16 protein-coding genes and 1 pseudogene are annotated in these 16367 nt (G+C 35.8%); 1 reads left to right on the top strand and 16 read right to left on the bottom strand.

Going from position 1 to position 16367, the window contains the following annotated elements:
* A partial coding sequence (locus A9G47_RS11415; RefSeq protein WP_141674852.1) for an IS3 family transposase occupies nt 1-597 on the top strand: 597 nt, incomplete at its 5' end.
* A 4-nt stretch (nt 598-601) separates the two neighbouring features.
* Here the strand turns inward: A9G47_RS11415 and A9G47_RS11410 are convergent.
* From A9G47_RS11410 to A9G47_RS11335, 16 genes and pseudogenes are all read right to left on the bottom strand, one after another.
* On the bottom strand, nt 602-1720 hold the full coding sequence (locus A9G47_RS11410) for an RHS repeat protein (protein ID WP_065642923.1): 1119 nt from the start codon (nt 1718-1720) through the stop codon (nt 602-604).
* A gap of 22 nt (nt 1721-1742) precedes the next feature.
* A complete protein-coding gene (locus A9G47_RS11405) occupies nt 1743-2141 on the bottom strand; it encodes a hypothetical protein (protein WP_065642922.1) in 399 nt (132 codons plus the stop codon).
* A gap of 407 nt (nt 2142-2548) precedes the next feature.
* Nucleotides 2549-2737: pseudogene (locus A9G47_RS15070) on the bottom strand (RHS repeat-associated core domain-containing protein); the annotation flags it as partial.
* Between the two features lie 320 nt (nt 2738-3057).
* Nucleotides 3058-3399: a hypothetical protein gene (locus tag A9G47_RS11395; RefSeq protein WP_065642920.1), complete on the bottom strand. Its 342-nt coding sequence runs from the start codon at nt 3397-3399 to the stop codon at nt 3058-3060.
* A gap of 3 nt (nt 3400-3402) precedes the next feature.
* The gene (locus A9G47_RS11390; protein ID WP_065642919.1) at nt 3403-4608 is read right to left on the bottom strand and encodes an RHS repeat domain-containing protein; all 1206 of its coding nucleotides are present in this window, start codon (nt 4606-4608) and stop codon (nt 3403-3405) included.
* Nucleotides 4609-4812: 204 nt separating this feature from the next.
* A complete protein-coding gene (cdiI, locus tag A9G47_RS11385; RefSeq protein ID WP_065642918.1) occupies nt 4813-5193 on the bottom strand; it encodes a ribonuclease toxin immunity protein CdiI in 381 nt (126 codons plus the stop codon).
* A complete protein-coding gene (locus tag A9G47_RS11380; protein ID WP_176700705.1) occupies nt 5190-6203 on the bottom strand; it encodes an RHS repeat-associated core domain-containing protein in 1014 nt (337 codons plus the stop codon). The genes cdiI and A9G47_RS11380 overlap by 4 nt, the downstream gene beginning before the upstream one ends.
* A gap of 41 nt (nt 6204-6244) precedes the next feature.
* Nucleotides 6245-10372, bottom strand: a complete 4128-nt coding sequence (locus tag A9G47_RS11375; protein ID WP_065642916.1) for a DUF6531 domain-containing protein — start codon at nt 10370-10372, stop codon at nt 6245-6247.
* 1 nt (nt 10373) lies between these two features.
* Nucleotides 10374-11108: a DUF4123 domain-containing protein gene (locus A9G47_RS11370; protein ID WP_065642915.1), complete on the bottom strand. Its 735-nt coding sequence runs from the start codon at nt 11106-11108 to the stop codon at nt 10374-10376.
* A gap of 351 nt (nt 11109-11459) precedes the next feature.
* Nucleotides 11460-11816 (bottom strand): hypothetical protein, encoded by a 357-nt coding sequence (locus A9G47_RS11365; protein WP_065572352.1) that lies wholly within the window; start codon nt 11814-11816, stop codon nt 11460-11462.
* Between the two features lie 153 nt (nt 11817-11969).
* Nucleotides 11970-12278 (bottom strand): hypothetical protein, encoded by a 309-nt coding sequence (locus tag A9G47_RS11360; protein WP_218057474.1) that lies wholly within the window; start codon nt 12276-12278, stop codon nt 11970-11972.
* A gap of 130 nt (nt 12279-12408) precedes the next feature.
* Nucleotides 12409-12918, bottom strand: a complete 510-nt coding sequence (locus A9G47_RS11355; protein ID WP_065572353.1) for a hypothetical protein — start codon at nt 12916-12918, stop codon at nt 12409-12411.
* A gap of 103 nt (nt 12919-13021) precedes the next feature.
* Nucleotides 13022-13507 carry a hypothetical protein gene (locus A9G47_RS11350; protein WP_065580589.1) on the bottom strand — a complete coding sequence of 162 codons (486 nt, stop codon included), beginning with the start codon at nt 13505-13507 and terminating at the stop codon, nt 13022-13024.
* A 595-nt stretch (nt 13508-14102) separates the two neighbouring features.
* Nucleotides 14103-14528, bottom strand: a complete 426-nt coding sequence (locus tag A9G47_RS11345) for a hypothetical protein (protein WP_065642914.1) — start codon at nt 14526-14528, stop codon at nt 14103-14105.
* Nucleotides 14529-14640: 112 nt separating this feature from the next.
* On the bottom strand, nt 14641-15201 hold the full coding sequence (locus A9G47_RS11340; protein WP_065580590.1) for a hypothetical protein: 561 nt from the start codon (nt 15199-15201) through the stop codon (nt 14641-14643).
* Nucleotides 15202-15391: 190 nt separating this feature from the next.
* Complete coding sequence (locus A9G47_RS11335) at nt 15392-16300, bottom strand: lysine exporter LysO family protein (RefSeq protein WP_065642913.1); 909 nt, start codon at nt 16298-16300, stop codon at nt 15392-15394.
* Between the last annotated feature and the right edge of the window lie 67 nt (nt 16301-16367).

Genomic DNA, 16367 nt, shown 5'->3' with positions numbered 1-16367 from the left:
TGGAATCATAAACGTGTTTATCGGGTGTATTGTGAGTTAAAACTGAATCTTAAAACAAAACGAAAACAACGAATTCCACCTCGGGAGCCAGAAAAGTTATTGGCTCCCAATAAACAAGGTGAATGTTGGTCAATGGATTTTATGAGTGACAGTAGTCGTAATCAACGTCGCTTTAGGACATTCAATGTCATCGATGACTTTAATCGTGAGGCGTTAGGTATTGATATTGCAGTAAGCTTACCCGCAGGAAGGATTACCCGTTACTTAGATAAACTGGCCGAATATCATGGGTATCCATTAAAAATACGGGTCGATAATGGCCCAGAATTTACAGGAAAAACCTTTACCAACTGGGCTAAATTACATGGTATAACCATTGATTATATCCAGCCCGGTAGCCCTTATCAAAATGGCTATATTGAACGATTTAATCGTACCTATCGTACTGAAGTACTCGATTTATATCTTTTTAACAACTTAGCGCAAGCAAGGAGAATAACTGAAGAATGGTTAACGGTTTATAACACCGAAAGACCGCATGAGGCATTAAATAACATGACACCGATTGAGTATAAAACACTAAAACAAGCAGCATGATTTTCTACGTGAGTTGTGTACTAAGTTTGGGGTATTTACATAACGGCGCGGCGTAATCATATTGGGTGATTTTGCCCATTTCATCTTTAAACCAAATCACTTTACCATAAGCATTATACCGATACTCACGGGTGGTGTTATTGGGTAAGATAATTTGGGTAATTCGATTTAACGCATCATAACGGTAGTGTGTGGTACTGCCGTTTTGTTGTTTTTCCCATTCTAAGCGACCAATAGCATCATAGCCAAATTGGCGTAAACCTTGAATTGAAGAGTTATCTTCTAATAATTCCCCTTGCTCTGACCAAACTAAACGTTGGTGGCTCTGGTCAGGATATTGAATAAAAATGGGCTTACCTTGAGCATTATATTGATATACCGTGCTACGCTCTTGAGGGTCGATTAGCTCCAGTAAGTTCCCTTGGCTATCACGCCGAAAACGCCATTGTTGGTAAGTCTCTTTATCACCCTGAGTGAGGGTATAAATTTCCCCATGTAAGTAGTCATAATGAACACTATGCCCATCGGGATAAGTGATGGTATCTAACGCGCCAGTGATGGGAGAATAATCATAATAGGTAATATGGCCTTCGCCATCAATTTCAGCTGTCAGTTGCCCTTTATCATTATATTCGTAGCTTTGTACATGACCCGCCGCAGATATTTTTTGGATTAATTTACCATGGGTATTATGCTTATAATAACTTTTACTGCCATCTTGGTGGATTATCGTGACACTGTTTTCTTCATCATTCCATTGATACTGACTATCCAATTGAGGAAAGTTCGCCCACTGCCGTAAACAGCGTGCCTGCTTACCTTCATTTTGCCATGCCCAATAAAAGGTTGCCCCACCCGCCATGACCCGTGATTGAATAACATGCTTATCATCATAAGTATAGTGCTCGGTCTCATTCGCGGCATTCGTCACCGCAACAATTTGGTGAAGCGTGTTATAAGTATACTTTGCTAGCACCGAAACACGCTGCCACTTTTGTGCGACTCGGGTGTGTAATTCAACTTGTTGGATTAAATTTATAATTGTTGAGTTACTTATGCGATTAGACCATTTAACCGCACTGGTTCGGTAAAGTCGTTGCCAAATAAAAAACTGCAAATACACAAATTTATTTACAGGGTCACCTTTACGATAAAATATCTATTCCATCATCTAAAATCTTAACGTTAACCTGTTTTAAGTTTCTATTATTAGCTAAAAACCAAATATCATCTCCATCAAATGATACTGCATTGCAATCCAAAAGACTTGCATCAAATAAAATAAGGACATTCAATGCACAAGATAATTCTTGTGCGATATAATACCCATTAATAATATTATTTAAATTAGTTGGCCAATAAATAGATATTTCAGTTTTAAAACCCTGAGTGAATTCTATATACGATATATGTAACACATTATTTTTGTTAGGAAAATTTAGTGAATCTATTTTTAATCCAGTTATGAGCTCTAACTTAGAAATAATTTCTTGCTCTGATTTTTGATCACGTAAATAAAGATTAATAAAAGGTGAATAACTCATTTTTTATCCTTCATTAAATTTAAAAGTATTTTAATTCTTTCTACTTTCTCGGAACTAAGTTTTTTATTTTTTTCTAAATGACCTAGTGTAATTAAAGCGTTATCTTTTCCTCTTTTTCTTGCTTGAACTAATATGTTATATTCTAATGATGAAGTATTTACAACTCCAGGTCCAGAAACTGGGTGGACAGAATTATTATGTATACCCCATACTCTGCCTGATGATGTTGTAAATAATTCACCATCTCTAATAGCAACGCCAGATTTAATTTTAGCAAGATCAGCTAATGCCTCGGTTCTTGTTCCAGTGAAAATAGAATTACCGGTACTTTTAGGTATACTAACCCTATCTAATAAGTGTCTATCCGAAAGTTTTAGATGTTCAAACCCATTATTTTCAACCTTAATTAACCCTAACGGATCTATCCAATTTATCGGATCGCCATTAACATATTGATAACTATTTAACCCACCCAGTATGCCAAGTGGGTCTTGGGTGATATATCTGCCGGTAAACGGGTCGTAATAACGGTTTAGGTTGTAATGAAGTCCTGTTTCCTCATCATAATATTGCCCTTGGAACCTTAACGGATTATCGGGCAGGGAATCTATATCGTCCTGATGGTAGGTTTCGTTTAGGTAGTTTTACCATCCACGGTTTTACTGGTGAGACGGTTAAAAATAAGAAATGACAAGACTTGGTGACAGTTTTCACTGCCACCAAATAAGCAAAATTTTTATTCGGTATGTCAGATTAAATTTGAGCTAGTACACATCTGTTTTGACTTTATTAGGTGAGCCGCCTAAATTTAATATTAATACTATTTTATAATCATGTTACATAAAACAATATTAACCGCTATTTTTATCTAAAATACATAAAATTTAAAACTAGTTTAGGTCAAAAATAGTTTTATTTAACGTTCTGATAATTTACTAATGCTATAATTATTTTTAGCAATTATTTTTAATAATGCTCTATCAGACCATGCCCCATAAAAATTAAAACATAGATAATCCCTTAGGTTTTCATCGTCAAAATATTCCATGGTGTATTTTTTGAAATTGTCTTCTACAACTATATCTAAATGGGAAAGCTCTTCATACTCAGCACTCATAGATTGAAATGATAAAACTTCTTTAAAAATAATTAACCATCTTTGCTCTTCCCAATCTTGAATAAACAACTTTAAACCTTGCAAACTTGCATTAAAACTTATAATTTTGCCATCTGATATATTCATTTCGTTTAATAACATAATTTATTGTCCTGGATGTTTTTCGCCTGGAAGAAAACCTGTACCATGACCAAGTTTATAATCTTCAGGTTTAACTTTCTGAATAGCATTTTGCCGTTTAGCCTGATTCCAAGTCAAATTATTAGGTTTAATTTCTATATGATAATGTTCACCATGGTGGCGAGGATTAAAAATTCCGCTATCACCAGGATGGCTTTCATAACGAATCCTTGTATTACTGTTAGGTTCCCAAACCATACGAGTAGTTTTATGTTGTGTAGTAGTTACTTTTGGTTCAACTTCTAATATTTTACTTAGATCATTTGGATTTTTAGGAAAATGAGTTACCGCATGTGTTACTTCCTTCTCTGCAATCCCCTCAAACCCATTATTTTCAACCTTAATCAACCCTAACGGATCTATCCAATTTATCGGATCACCATTGACATATTGATAACTATTTAACCCACCCAGCATACCTAGTAGGTCTTGGGTGATATATCTGCCTGTAAACGGGTCGTAATAACGGTTTAGGTTGTAATGAAGTCCTGTTTCCTCATCATAATATTGCCCTTGGAATCTTAATGGGTTATCGGGCAGGGAATCTATATCGTCCTGATGGTGGGTTTCGTTTATTATCTGCCCATAGGCATTATACTGGCATTCGTAGAGCGTGTCACCTAAGCTGCCGGTAAGGGCTATGGGTGTGCCGAGGTGGTCGTTTTGGTACCAGTAGAGTTTGATATTGTCTTGCTGAGCATTGCCGTGCACCAGAGCTAATGGGCGGTAAGAGTCTGGCTCGTAAAGGTAGCTTTGCCAGTGTTTATCGTTATCCGTTTCGGCAATAAGCCGACTACCTTGCCAGATAAATTCGGTGGTTTTGCCGTCTACCGTTTTACTGGTACGACGGTTAAAGGCATCATAAGTATAGGTGATGATAATCCCTGTCGGTTTAATCACTTTGATAAGTCGATGCCGGCAGTCGTATTGATAGTGGGTAACCAGACTGTGGTTTTTCCCGCGCTTTTCCGCAATCAGGTTACCAAAGCGGTCATATTCAAAGTGTTTATCACTAAAAAAGGTTAGGCGGTTGCCTTTGGCGATATTGGCATGAAAAGGCATAGGGGCTAGCGCTTGGGTTTCACTGATTTTATTGCCCGTTGGGTCGTAATCAAACTGCTCGACTTTTTCAGCATGATGCTGCTCGGGATTGGCCTCAGGGTAAGTCACTGTGTGTAGCTGACCGGCGTTATCATAACGATAACAGCGAGCCTGATGTCCGGTGATTTCGGCAAGCTATCCGGTATAATGATACTGATATTGCCAGAATTAATGCGATAAAAATCAAACAAGATAAGTTAATTGCTAAATTTTTCTTGTTAATTTTAATAAATAAAACATGCTCCCCCACTAATTATGTGGGGATTTTGCTATTTACTTTGAATAACGTTCTCTTAATTTATTCATATAAAATTCGATTGAATCTTTATCTTTAGGATGCGCTTCAATATAGCTATTAGATATTATTTGCATAAGTTCAACAAATTTTGGGGGAGATATTGTGGAACTTTCATAATCTCCAAACATAAAACTTACTTCATCAAATTCTTCAGGATTATCCCAGTCTTGGTCTAATGCATAACCACACCCCTCGGACGGTGAACACCCAATTCCTTTGGAAGCATCATATAAAAACTGTAAAAAATTCATTTTTTGTTCTTTATACATTATTTCCAATAAGCTATATAAATCTCCTCCATCATTTTCAATTAATTTTTTTTCAATTTTTTTCAACCATTGTATATTATTTGTCATCTAATACTCCTCGGCGGCATTGTCAAAAATGCATTATTTATTTTATTAGTTTTTGGGTCATGTGTCACTCTAAACCAATAGCCATCTACTTTAATATCATACACGTTCTTTGTCGGATTTGATTGAAAATAATCTTTTGCTTGATGTGCTGCTTTATTTGACATCTCCGCTACTTTTGCATCAGAAAGTATTGCAGGATCATAGGTGGTTTTTCTTTCAACACCTTTGTATCCGGTTACTTTTCCTGCATTTGGTCCATTTCCGGCTATAGCTGGAATTTGATACTCATATTCAATCAACCCAGGATATTGCCTATCTGTGTACTTAGGGTTTACAATTTTAGCACCTGTTATTTCAATAGATTCTAGAAATGCATCTTGATTATGAGCACCAGAAATTGTACCTTGTTTTCGATTTATTACTCCTAATTGTTTATTATGAGTAGTAACATCTGATACAAAAGTATCTGGTACTAATTGTGTATCAGCTTCTTTTCCAATAATTCCCTCAACGCCCTTGTCAGCAACCTTAATCAACCCTAACGGATCTATCCAATTTATCGGATCACTACCGGCATATTGATAACTATTTAACCCACCCAGTATACCAAGTGGGTCTTGAGTAATATACCTACCAATAAACGGGTCATAATAGCGATTAAGATTATAATGTAACCCCGTTTCCTCATCATAATATTGCCCTTGGAACCTTAACGGATTATTCGGCAGGGAATCTATATCGTCCTGATGGTGGGTTTCGTTTATTATCTGTCCATAGGCATTATACTGGCATTCATAGAGCGTGTCACCTAAGCTGCCGGTAAGGGCTATGGGTGTGCCGAGGTGGTCATTTTGGTACCAGTAGAGTTTGATGTTGTCTTGCTGCGCATTGCCATGCACCAGAGCTAATGGGCGGTAAGAGTCTGGCTCGTAAAGGTAGCTTTGCCAGTGTTTATCGTTATCGGTCTCGGCAATAAGCCGACTACCTTGCCACAAATTTGTCTGGAACAAATTTGAACAACGCTTTAGCGTTGGCCCTGCAAGGGTGAGTCTCATGGATGAGACGAATACATAAATTCGGTGGTTTTGCCGTCTACCGTTTTACTGGTACGACGGTTAAAAGCATCATAAGTATAGGTGATGATAAGCCCTGTCGGCTTAATCACTTTGATAAGTCGATGCCGGCAGTCGTACTCATAGTGGGTAACTAGGCTGTGGTTTTTTCCACGTTTTTCGGCAATTAGGTTACCAAAGCGGTCATAGTCAAAGTGTTTATCACTAAAAAAGGTTAATCGGTTGCCTTTGGCGATATTGGCATGAAAAGGTGTAGGGGCTAGTGCTTGGGTTTCACTGATTTTATTGCCCGTTGGGTCGTAATCAAACTGCTCGACTTTTTCAGCATGATGTTGCTCGGGATTGACCTCAGGGTAAGTCACTGTGTGTAGCTGACCGGCGTTATCATAACGATAACGGCGTGGCTGATGTCCGGTGATTTCGGCAAGCTGTCCGTTAGGATTATAGTGATATTGCTGTTGCCAAATTGGCGTTGGCGAGGTTTGGGTGCTGATATCATAACCATGATAACGTTGATGGGCAATAAGTTGCCCTAGTGGGTCATACTGGTAACGGTTAACCAGCCCATTACCTTGACGACGCTCACATTCTCGCCCCGCGTTATCATACAGCAGACCGATTAAGGACTGCCCATCTAAGGTCATGCCCCGTAATTGACCATGAATATGATAATATTCTAACCATTGCCCATCGGGCAGTTTAGTGCCATTGAGTAAGCCGGTGTTTTCATCGTAGCGATGGCGAATAGTCGCCCAGTTTTGGTGCTCGGCCGTTAAACGACCAACTTCATTATATTCCCATCCTAAAACCGATTGCCCATCGAGTATTTGTGTTAATAAGCCGTTCTGATTGTAACTATAGTGCTCTTTTATGCCATCAGCTAGCTCTTTTACGATGAGTTTTCCACGGCTATCACGTTGGTAGCGGGTAATGAGCGGTTTTTCATCATGTTGGTTACCATACTCGTGTTTTTCAATTAAATAGCCATTTAAATCGTAATGATAAGTGGTTTTTACCTCGTCAAAACCAATTTCTTCACTCAATTGCCCCGTTGGCGTGTAGCTGAAGCGGTAACGTTCCCCTTTCTGATTTTCAATTTCACTGATTTGTAGATGGATATTATCATAACGAAATTTCAACCGTTCACCATCTGGCAGCCGCTTTTCGGTCATTAAATGTAATGGCGAAGCGTAGTCATATTCTGTGACTTTACCCGCTTCATCTTTAAACCAAGTCACTTTGCCATAAGCGTTGTATTGATACTCACGAGTGGTGTTATTCGGGTAGCTGATTTTTGTGATTTGACCTAAATCGTCATAAGTATAATAGGTCTTGCCCTGTTGTCCATCACTGACGACCGTGAGCCGAAGTAAAGCATCATAACTAAATTGAAAAAGACGCCCATCGGAAAAGCCTAACTGTTGTAATTCACCGTTATCTCCCCACGTAAAATGTTGTTCGCTACCATCAGGGTATTGGGTCGATAAACGCTGTCCATCTTCATTATAACGATGACGAGTGAGTAAACCGTCGGGCGTTTCCAACTCAATAATGTCGTCGTGATGGTTATAACGTATTCGCCATATCAGCCCATTTTTTTCAATTCGAATAATTCGTCCACGTTGCCAAGTATAATCTTCATAACTGTTGTCTGGGTAAATAATGGTTTTTAACTCGGCATTAACCGTATATTCATAGTGGGTTTGATGCCCTAACGCATCAATCTCAACGGTTTTCAATCCCTCTTCATTATACTGATAGGTTTTGGTCGCCCCATTAGCATCGGTTTCTGACTGTAACAAGCCGTCTTTATGGGTGTAACACTTTTGACTGCCATCAGCCATGGTGACAATCACGTTTTCATCTTGCCATGTGTAACGTTCATCTAATTGCCCAAAGTTACCCCATTGACGTAAACAACGAACATCTTGACCTTCACCCTCCCAGACCCAGTTAAATTCAGCGCCTCCAGCCATTGTTCGCTTTTGAATAACATTTAAAGCGTCATATTCATACGTTTCCGTTTGACCCGCTGCGTTAGTTGCTCCAATAAGTTGATGATGGTCATTATAGTGATAGTGCATTAGAGGGTGCAGCGTTTGCCATTCCCCTTCCACTAAAATCTGAATAGTGACCGTATCAATCAGTATTGATTGCTTATCATAATAACCAAAAGCTAAACGTCGTGTTTTATCTTGCTGAGGTTGTAAGGCTATCAAGCGATGATGATTATCATAAACCACATTGAGTCGGTGACCATACTTATCAGTAATAGCACTTAAATAGGCCGTTTGTTCAACTCGTTTGAAATGATATCGTACGCGATTGTTACCTTTTTTATACAGGATGTATTCATCGGCGGTGTCGCTTAAATAAATGCTTGACTCGGCTACCGGATTAATGATGATGGGGTCTTTTTGGGTAGGTAGCGGAAACGTGGTTAATAAGTTTTCATCATCCAACCAGACAACTTCTTCACCCTCAAATAATAAGTAATGCGCCAGAGAGTGGCTCCATCCATAGCCTAATCCAATATTGTGCTCAACAGCGCTGCTTCGGTAACAACGTTGCCAAATAAAAGGCAATAAACCTTTAAATTCACCATCATCAAGGGTGAGTAACTCTTCACCCGTTACCATCGATATGGGTTCACCACTTTGAGCTGGATTGCGTGAGGTTCCTTTTTTATTACGACTTTTAGATAAGCTAGATTTTGCCTTTGCAATTTTTTTCTCGCCTATTTGTATCCATGGCTTCAAGCGTGTGGATAACTTAATATATTGGCTTGATGATTTGATATGCTTAACAACATTAATACCATTCCCGCCCAAGATAGCCCTATTAGGTTTGATTGCTTTCATACCTTGTTTTAAGCCATCGCTCATTTTGGTCATGGAGTTAATAAATCGGCCCCCCCCATTTATCGCACTAACCGATTTGCTTACCCCTGCTGTGACCCCTTTAAATATCAACGCTTCAACAAGGAATTCAGCAACAAATTCCATTACTGATATCATTATGGCAGAGTACATTTCACCCGCAAATACCATTTGATAATGCGGTGGAAGCATCGCCATCCAGCTTTGCGCATAATACGCAGCAAGATAAAAACGAATTTCATCTTGTAATAAGGTCAGCGTTGGTTCGTCACTAACTACACGCTCTTTAAATAATTCATCAAGCCAACCACGAAAATCCCATTCTTCAAGCTTTTCTAGCGCTTTTTTATATTTTTCTAATTTGCCATCAACGCCCGTTACTAGCCCAACATTCCACCATTGAGATAATAACTGATATTGTTCTGCAATCTCTAATGTAGAATAGGATTCCCATTCTGGCAATATCTCATTGGTCCAGTTATCTTGCAGCTGTTGATGTAACTCATCGATAATCATTTGATAAGCTTGTAACCAATTGTCGACATCGCCTTTTTCAACGGGCAATACCACAACATGATATTCTGAATATTTGGCAAATTTTTCGTCTGACCAGTCTAGCTCTGCTTCACCGTTTTCATCTAGTGTAATGATATACTCTTGTTTTTCAGCTTCAGAAAGGGGGATATTTTCTTCTATTTTAGGTGGTGGCACATTTAACGCATAAACAGCAGAAGTATCAGTATGAGGAAAATATTGGGTTTGATAAGGAATTAATTGAATTTTAACTTGACTTAAAATGACTTTTTCGTTGTTAAGTCCCACCATATTATAACTGATTTTGACTTTTCCTTTATTCGCGCATTTGGCACAATAGGGTTTATTAATATTAACCTCTTGTGTTGAGCGTTGATAACTTAATAATTTTTCTTTAATATCAACATAAGGAATGACATTCGATGCGCCCCATCGCTTCATCCTTGCTTTATATTCATCTTGAGTTTCTTTTGAAAATGTAGATAAACAAGTTTTTAATTCAGTTAATAATGTATTAGCTCTTTTAATATAAAATTGTGGGTCTTCCTCTTTTTCGACAAGAAACTTAATAATTGTTGCACGGACAGATAGGTCCTGAACATTTATCGCTCCTTCAGGGCTTACAGATACTGGCGGGAGTACGCTGTTAACCTCTCGGGTAAATTTACCTATATTATTGTCATTATTGTCCATGTTAAGTTTCCTTTTTTTCTTTATCCAACTGCTGCAATATAAAATCAAAGACGTTTTGTTTTTTAGTTGATAACGATAAAAGATGAATGATTTTTGTTTCTAATACTTGATAAGGGAAAGCGGTATATATATCCAAATAATTTTCTTGTAATAATTGTAATATATGGTTGACTAAAAGCTTAGGTTGGGTGGCAGATAATTGTTCTAATAGATTTTCTGGCACCTGCCACCAAGGTGAAGTTTGCACCGCTTGCTCAACCGGTACATGCACCACATGTGATTGGTGATTAATCCAGTAAAAAGCAAAAGCAGGCAGCACGTCTTGCCAGCTATCGGTAAAATAATCAAGCATGATTGACAAATATTCACCATCCCAATAGCGAAAAAACACTGTTTCACCATCGGGCATAATGGCCTGGGTTAAGCTCCGTAAATGAGCGCAGATGTCTGCAAAGGGTAAATGAGAGCGTGCCAGCCAACCCCAGTCTTTGTGCTCAGTGTTATTAATCCAATCTAAAAAGGGACTATGCTCATCAAGTCTCACTAGCATGGGCATAACAGAAAACCAGTGCTCGTAAGGCGTGCCACTATAAAGACCATAGGGCGTTTGTGAGCCATCAGTGATATAGTAGTTTTTAACCGCTTGCGCATCACTGACGTTAGAAAGTACGGCATACAAAGGCATGGCAGAGGTAGCGGTAATCGTGCGCCATTGAGACAGTGGCATAGCTAACATAATCTGCCCCTTGCATTGCGCAATAAAACCCGTATGGCTAAAAATCCGTTTAACTTATAAAAGACAAGAAAGGGATATTGAATAAAGCGATTGATGATTAAAGCAATACGACTAACAGCGCGCTCCATGATATTTACCTAAATTCCTTTAGAAAGTATTAAGAAACCGAAAAATAAAGGTATTTTTTAGCTAAGATAAGATCATTTTTTATTCTATGCAACCTTTTTTTAGTCTATTTTTGTTATTTTTTAAACAATAAACCTAGATTAGTTATGCTCGATACTTGTATTTTCAGCGCTTTGCCATGTTTAGTAAGGTGATTTAGGTAAATAATCGGTTTTATGTTATAGATTAATAATATTTGATTTCATACCTACCAATTACATCAAAAATATGATCATAAGTGCTAAGTATTATGCGTTGTTTACCTGCTTTATGAACTTCATCGACTAAATCAAAACTAGATTTTGAATATTTTTCGTAGGGATACTCATCTATTTTATAAATAGACAAACGGTCAATATCATTAAACATAAATGTCACTTTAACTTCAGGAACATTTAAAATCTCTGGTTTGCAACCTGCCAATGACAATGACGTATCAACAACCAAGGTGAATGGATAACATTCTAATTTAACCTCAGATAAAATTAATGCATTTCGTGTGTAAATAATACCGTATTTTGTTTGTATTTCTTTTGTATTCATATCCCCTCTATTTTTAATTAAAAAGCAGCAGTCGAATATTTAAAGACCGCTATTAACCATTGCCATACAGATAACATATTAAATATTTTAGCGTTTATAGTAACATTGTCGTTTATAATAATATTGTCGTTTATTGTTTAAAAGTTGAATAAGTTAAAGCACTTCAGCTTTGCCAACTAGCTTAGAACCTTCATAAATATTCATTGTAAATCCTTTTTTGAGTAAAAAACTTGGCGCATCCTCTACTAAAAAATAGGCTTTTCCAAAGCCAACTCTTTGGTCAGGTTCTAATAGTTCGCAACGTTGCACATTTAACACTAATGACCAAGATGATATATCACCACTTTTACCTTTCATTGGCTGAGTAATTACATAATATTTTATATTTATTGGAATTGTCTTCTTTCCACCTTGTTGTATAGGCGTCCAGTCAATTTTAACATCAATACTTAAGCTGTCCATATTGTTACCCCTATTTAACATATGGATTAATATCTAATTAATTTTTATGAATTTTATTTTTATCTTATCATAAATGATAATATTATTAATACACTTAAATCTTGTTTTAGCGCAGTAATTCTCCTATCAATCACTTGCTTAGCCTAGCATCTGAGCGCGGTTCAATTTTTCTTATACCAAGCTTATTTATTTTTTCTAAAATTAAATCATAACAATATTGAATATCGCCGTCTTTTTCTAAATGAACGCCTTCTAAGTTGACTTTATAGGTGCCTTTGGGAATATTAGCCTTATTCCAACCAGTATATTCTTCCCATTCCCAAAAAGTTGCCATATCGGCAATATATAAATCGCCAGTGATATTAAGATAAAAATATTTATCACTGAATATTACACGCCTATTATCATTACTGGGCATTTCATTTAAAAACAATCGAACGATATAGCCACCATCATCAATCCCCATGATAGGTAAGGCAATACCTTCATCAAGCACAACATCACCTTTATCTGTGGTTGTAAATTCTTGAAGAATGTTTTTTCCATTCTCTATTTTCCCGCCAAAAAGAGTCAGTATTCCTGGATAATCAAAAATAATTATCCCATTAAAATCAACGTCAATATGTATTGTTTTAACCATATCTGGCTCCCAAATTTTTATTCAATTATTTATTGTGTTATCGATTCAATTTTTGTATTTAAACTTTTTATAGAAAAGAAAAGATGTTTATATTTATTCATGTTCAAAAAGGGATAGCTATTTTCTTTTGAAGTTTTTCTTCAAAAACGATTATTAACGCCTGAAAAATGTTTTCCCAATTTCTAATATATGCTAATGAATCAACTTCTATAGAAAAATCAGGTAGTAATTTATTCGGCATTCCAGTAGATTTACCTTGTTTATATGATAAAAGGATCGTTTCATCTTTCACTTCATAGTATAAATAAAAATCAGATCCTTGTTCACAAAACCATATTGTTTCTTTTTTAGTGTGTGATAATTTGGCCGCATTTATTGAGTTAATAATGTCATCTAAACAGATCAAAAAATCAGAAAACAGATCTAAAGTAACGTTTAACCCATTTTTAAATGTGATATGTATCAATCCATTAATATATTGAGATAACTCAACAAGAGCAAATTCAAAAGAGGATAGCTCCATTTCATCCTGATCTAAAAATTCATCCAATTCAGGGGGTTTCTCGTTAATAACTAAACTAATATTCATATCTTAATTTTCCTATAAATAAATTGGCTACAGCAACAGCTTTATTTTTTGTGATAACATGCTTAATGTTATGTGTTTAATTTAACTATGTGCTTAATAAAAATGCGCACATAAAAATATACGCAATGTTATTCAATGAATTCTAATCAAAAAGGCGCTGATGCTATATTTGAAAATATCAATATCTGAGCAATTTATTTTACCAAATTGAAAATCAAAATAGTTCTAAAGATTTGTGCCATAATAAATAATATCAATGTGCTACACTGATAAAACTGGGGCTAATTGTTGTGTCGCTCTTGTTAATTTATCTTCTCGTTTTTCTGTCTCGGTTCCCCAATAATTGGTAACCATAAATGATTATATTAAATATCAAATAAAAGCGCATGGATAGGAGCATGTAAAGCTTGTCGAATGTAGTTTTGATTTTCAAGCGTATAATCATTCCAATAATAAAAACCGGGCGAAGTGGGCAATATTTCCATTAAAAATGATTTTAATTCAGATGGAAAAGTAATTTGATAATATTCTTCTGCATGTTTAATTTCCGTGGCAGTAATGCCTTTATCAAATGATATATTTTGATTGATACGTATTATCTAATTGATACCACACCTACTTTACCTTCTTGAGATAAACCGATAACGATGCCATTTCCCTCAAGCTGTATCACATCATATATGTTATTAACATGCCAGCCTTTTTGTTTAGATAATGCCAGCCAATCATTAAGTTTCCAGTTAGCTACTTCGCCAAAATCAACCACTTTTTTTCTAACACCATGCAAATCAATATCTATCGCTATCACAATGTTATTTTCTGAATAAATAGTAACATTACCATATATATGACAATATATTTTTGATTTTTTATTTAGTTTTGTGGTAGGTAACTCTGGCTCTCCCATTATTTCATAAATAACTGAATCAGGCGCACCAATATGAAGCCCATGAATTCGCAATTTATTAATCACATGAATCAATTGTATTTGAAATAATGGTTTCCACTCTTTATTCATCATCAACAGTCTAAATTAATATTATATTTTTCCTATTACAAGCAATATCACTAGACAAATACTTTATCATGACCTAAAAAATTCATAAAAAAAATTACACTGCATGTTTTAAGATTTAATGGGTGTTATGTTGATTTATAAAATCAATGACAGGTTGCCAAATTTCTTGTTCTGGCGCTTGATAATCCCATAAAGGTGTGACTAAATCATCTAATATTTTCAGTTTAGTATTAAAATTTTGTGAATAAATTTGACGTTGTTCTTGTGAAATAGCTAATAGTCTTTCAGAGTATATATATTTGCGCTTTCGTCGAGGGTTTTCAATAAAATTAGCTAACCCCAATAATTCTGCTTGGTCTTTACATTCTGTATAGGAAATAGGATAGGTCTGTTCGACCTGTTCAATAGCTTCCGCAATTGCTGATAAATTGACAGCTTGCATTGCTGGCACAATATATTTTGCTATAGAAAAATTCCATAAAAGATTACACCAACCATCACTTTGCCAGTGGCAAATAGTATTAATGACAACAAAGGCATAAAAAGCCTTTCGCTCCAGTTTTATGTGTAGTTCTGATTCACAAGGTATGCATTCACAAATCTTATCAAAAAATTCTATTATATCTTCAGGATCGGATAGTTTTTTATTTTGCGTTAATGTATTAATCGTTATCATTTTGACTCTTCATTCTATTTTGCTTCAAATTTTATTTGAAAGGCAGTATTAAAATCATACTATTTTAAGCAATTGAAAGGTTCACTCCTACACAAAATAGGTAGAGGCTACAGCCCCTTGGTCTATTGAGAATATTTTAAAATATCTTTTATAAAAAGAGTTAGTTAATATTGCTTATTATATTGATTTTTTAAGCAATTCCATAATTAAATAGCGTCATAAATATTGGCATAATCAATGTTAATAAAAAGCCTTGAACAATTGCTGGAGGCACTATGGTTACCCCTGCTCCTTTTTGCAACATGGGTAATGTGAAATCCATTGAGGTGGCGCCACATAAACCAAGTGCGGTAAATTTATAGCGTTTTATTAAGGTTGGAATTAATATGATAGCAGATAGTTCACGCAAAATATCGTTTAGAAAAGTAGTACTACCAATAATTGGTCCATGAGCTTCAGTCATTAAGATGCCTGATAACGAATACCAACCAAATCCTGATGACATTGCTAACCCAACATGTATTGGTTGGTCTAATATTAATGCAGCAATAATACCACCTAAAAATGCACTAATGACAACTATAATCGTTGTCACGATCCCCACTTTATTGAGCAAAATTTGTTTTAGTGAAATATTATTGCTACGTAGTTGAATTCCAATTAATAGCAATAAAAAAACGAGTACAACCTTGGTAATATCTTCGCTATATTGCCAAATAAAAAGTGGCAATAACCCCACAACAAAACCAAGAGCTAGCGCAATGCAAACACGTAATGACTCTAAGATCATTTTAAAGCGAGATTCATAAGTTTGAACTGTACTTGAAGCTTGCGAAGGAAAACACCGCTCAATCAATATCAAAAAGATAAAATTGCCACCAAATGTGCATAGAAAAATAATACCAGTATAAAATAGAATAATTTGTAAGTTAGCAGTAAGATTATCTAAGCGGGCAAGCTCGCTACCCATAATAAACAGAATAAAATAAACCATCCAGCTTAAGGTTTGGTTAATTTTGGTAATCCAATTCGGTTCATTTAATTTAATCAGATAGCCTATACATAAAGGCACTAGCGCAATAAGAATACCAAAATACATTTTATATTCCTTAACAGTTTATTTTTGTATTTATACTATAAAAAATGGGTTTATTGGATTTTAACAT

The organism is Gilliamella sp. WF3-4 (assembly GCF_001690275.1).
GTDB lineage: Bacteria > Pseudomonadota > Gammaproteobacteria > Enterobacterales > Orbaceae > Gilliamella > Gilliamella apicola_C.
The sequence above is the reverse complement of the archived record's forward strand: the minus strand, read 5'-3'. Positions and strand labels throughout refer to the sequence as shown.

Bases quoted from the DNA above. Each gene is read 5' to 3' on its own strand.
- cdiI (WP_065642918.1), bottom strand. From the start codon at position 5,193: ATGACAAATAATATACAATGGTTGAAAAAAATTGAAAAAAAATTAATT.
- A9G47_RS11370 (WP_065642915.1), bottom strand. From the start codon at position 11,108: ATGTTAGCTATGCCACTGTCTCAATGGCGCACGATTACCGCTACCTCT.
- A9G47_RS11360 (WP_218057474.1), bottom strand. From the start codon at position 12,278: ATGGACAGCTTAAGTATTGATGTTAAAATTGACTGGACGCCTATACAA.
- A9G47_RS11375 (WP_065642916.1), bottom strand. From the start codon at position 10,372: ATGGACAATAATGACAATAATATAGGTAAATTTACCCGAGAGGTTAAC.
- A9G47_RS11335 (WP_065642913.1), bottom strand. From the start codon at position 16,300: ATGTATTTTGGTATTCTTATTGCGCTAGTGCCTTTATGTATAGGCTAT.
- A9G47_RS11355 (WP_065572353.1), bottom strand. From the start codon at position 12,918: ATGGTTAAAACAATACATATTGACGTTGATTTTAATGGGATAATTATT.
- A9G47_RS11395 (WP_065642920.1), bottom strand. From the start codon at position 3,399: ATGTTATTAAACGAAATGAATATATCAGATGGCAAAATTATAAGTTTT.
- A9G47_RS11405 (WP_065642922.1), bottom strand. From the start codon at position 2,141: ATGAGTTATTCACCTTTTATTAATCTTTATTTACGTGATCAAAAATCA.
- A9G47_RS11345 (WP_065642914.1), bottom strand. From the start codon at position 14,528: ATGATGAATAAAGAGTGGAAACCATTATTTCAAATACAATTGATTCAT.
- A9G47_RS11350 (WP_065580589.1), bottom strand. From the start codon at position 13,507: ATGAATATTAGTTTAGTTATTAACGAGAAACCCCCTGAATTGGATGAA.
- A9G47_RS11340 (WP_065580590.1), bottom strand. From the start codon at position 15,201: ATGATAACGATTAATACATTAACGCAAAATAAAAAACTATCCGATCCT.
- A9G47_RS11365 (WP_065572352.1), bottom strand. From the start codon at position 11,816: ATGAATACAAAAGAAATACAAACAAAATACGGTATTATTTACACACGA.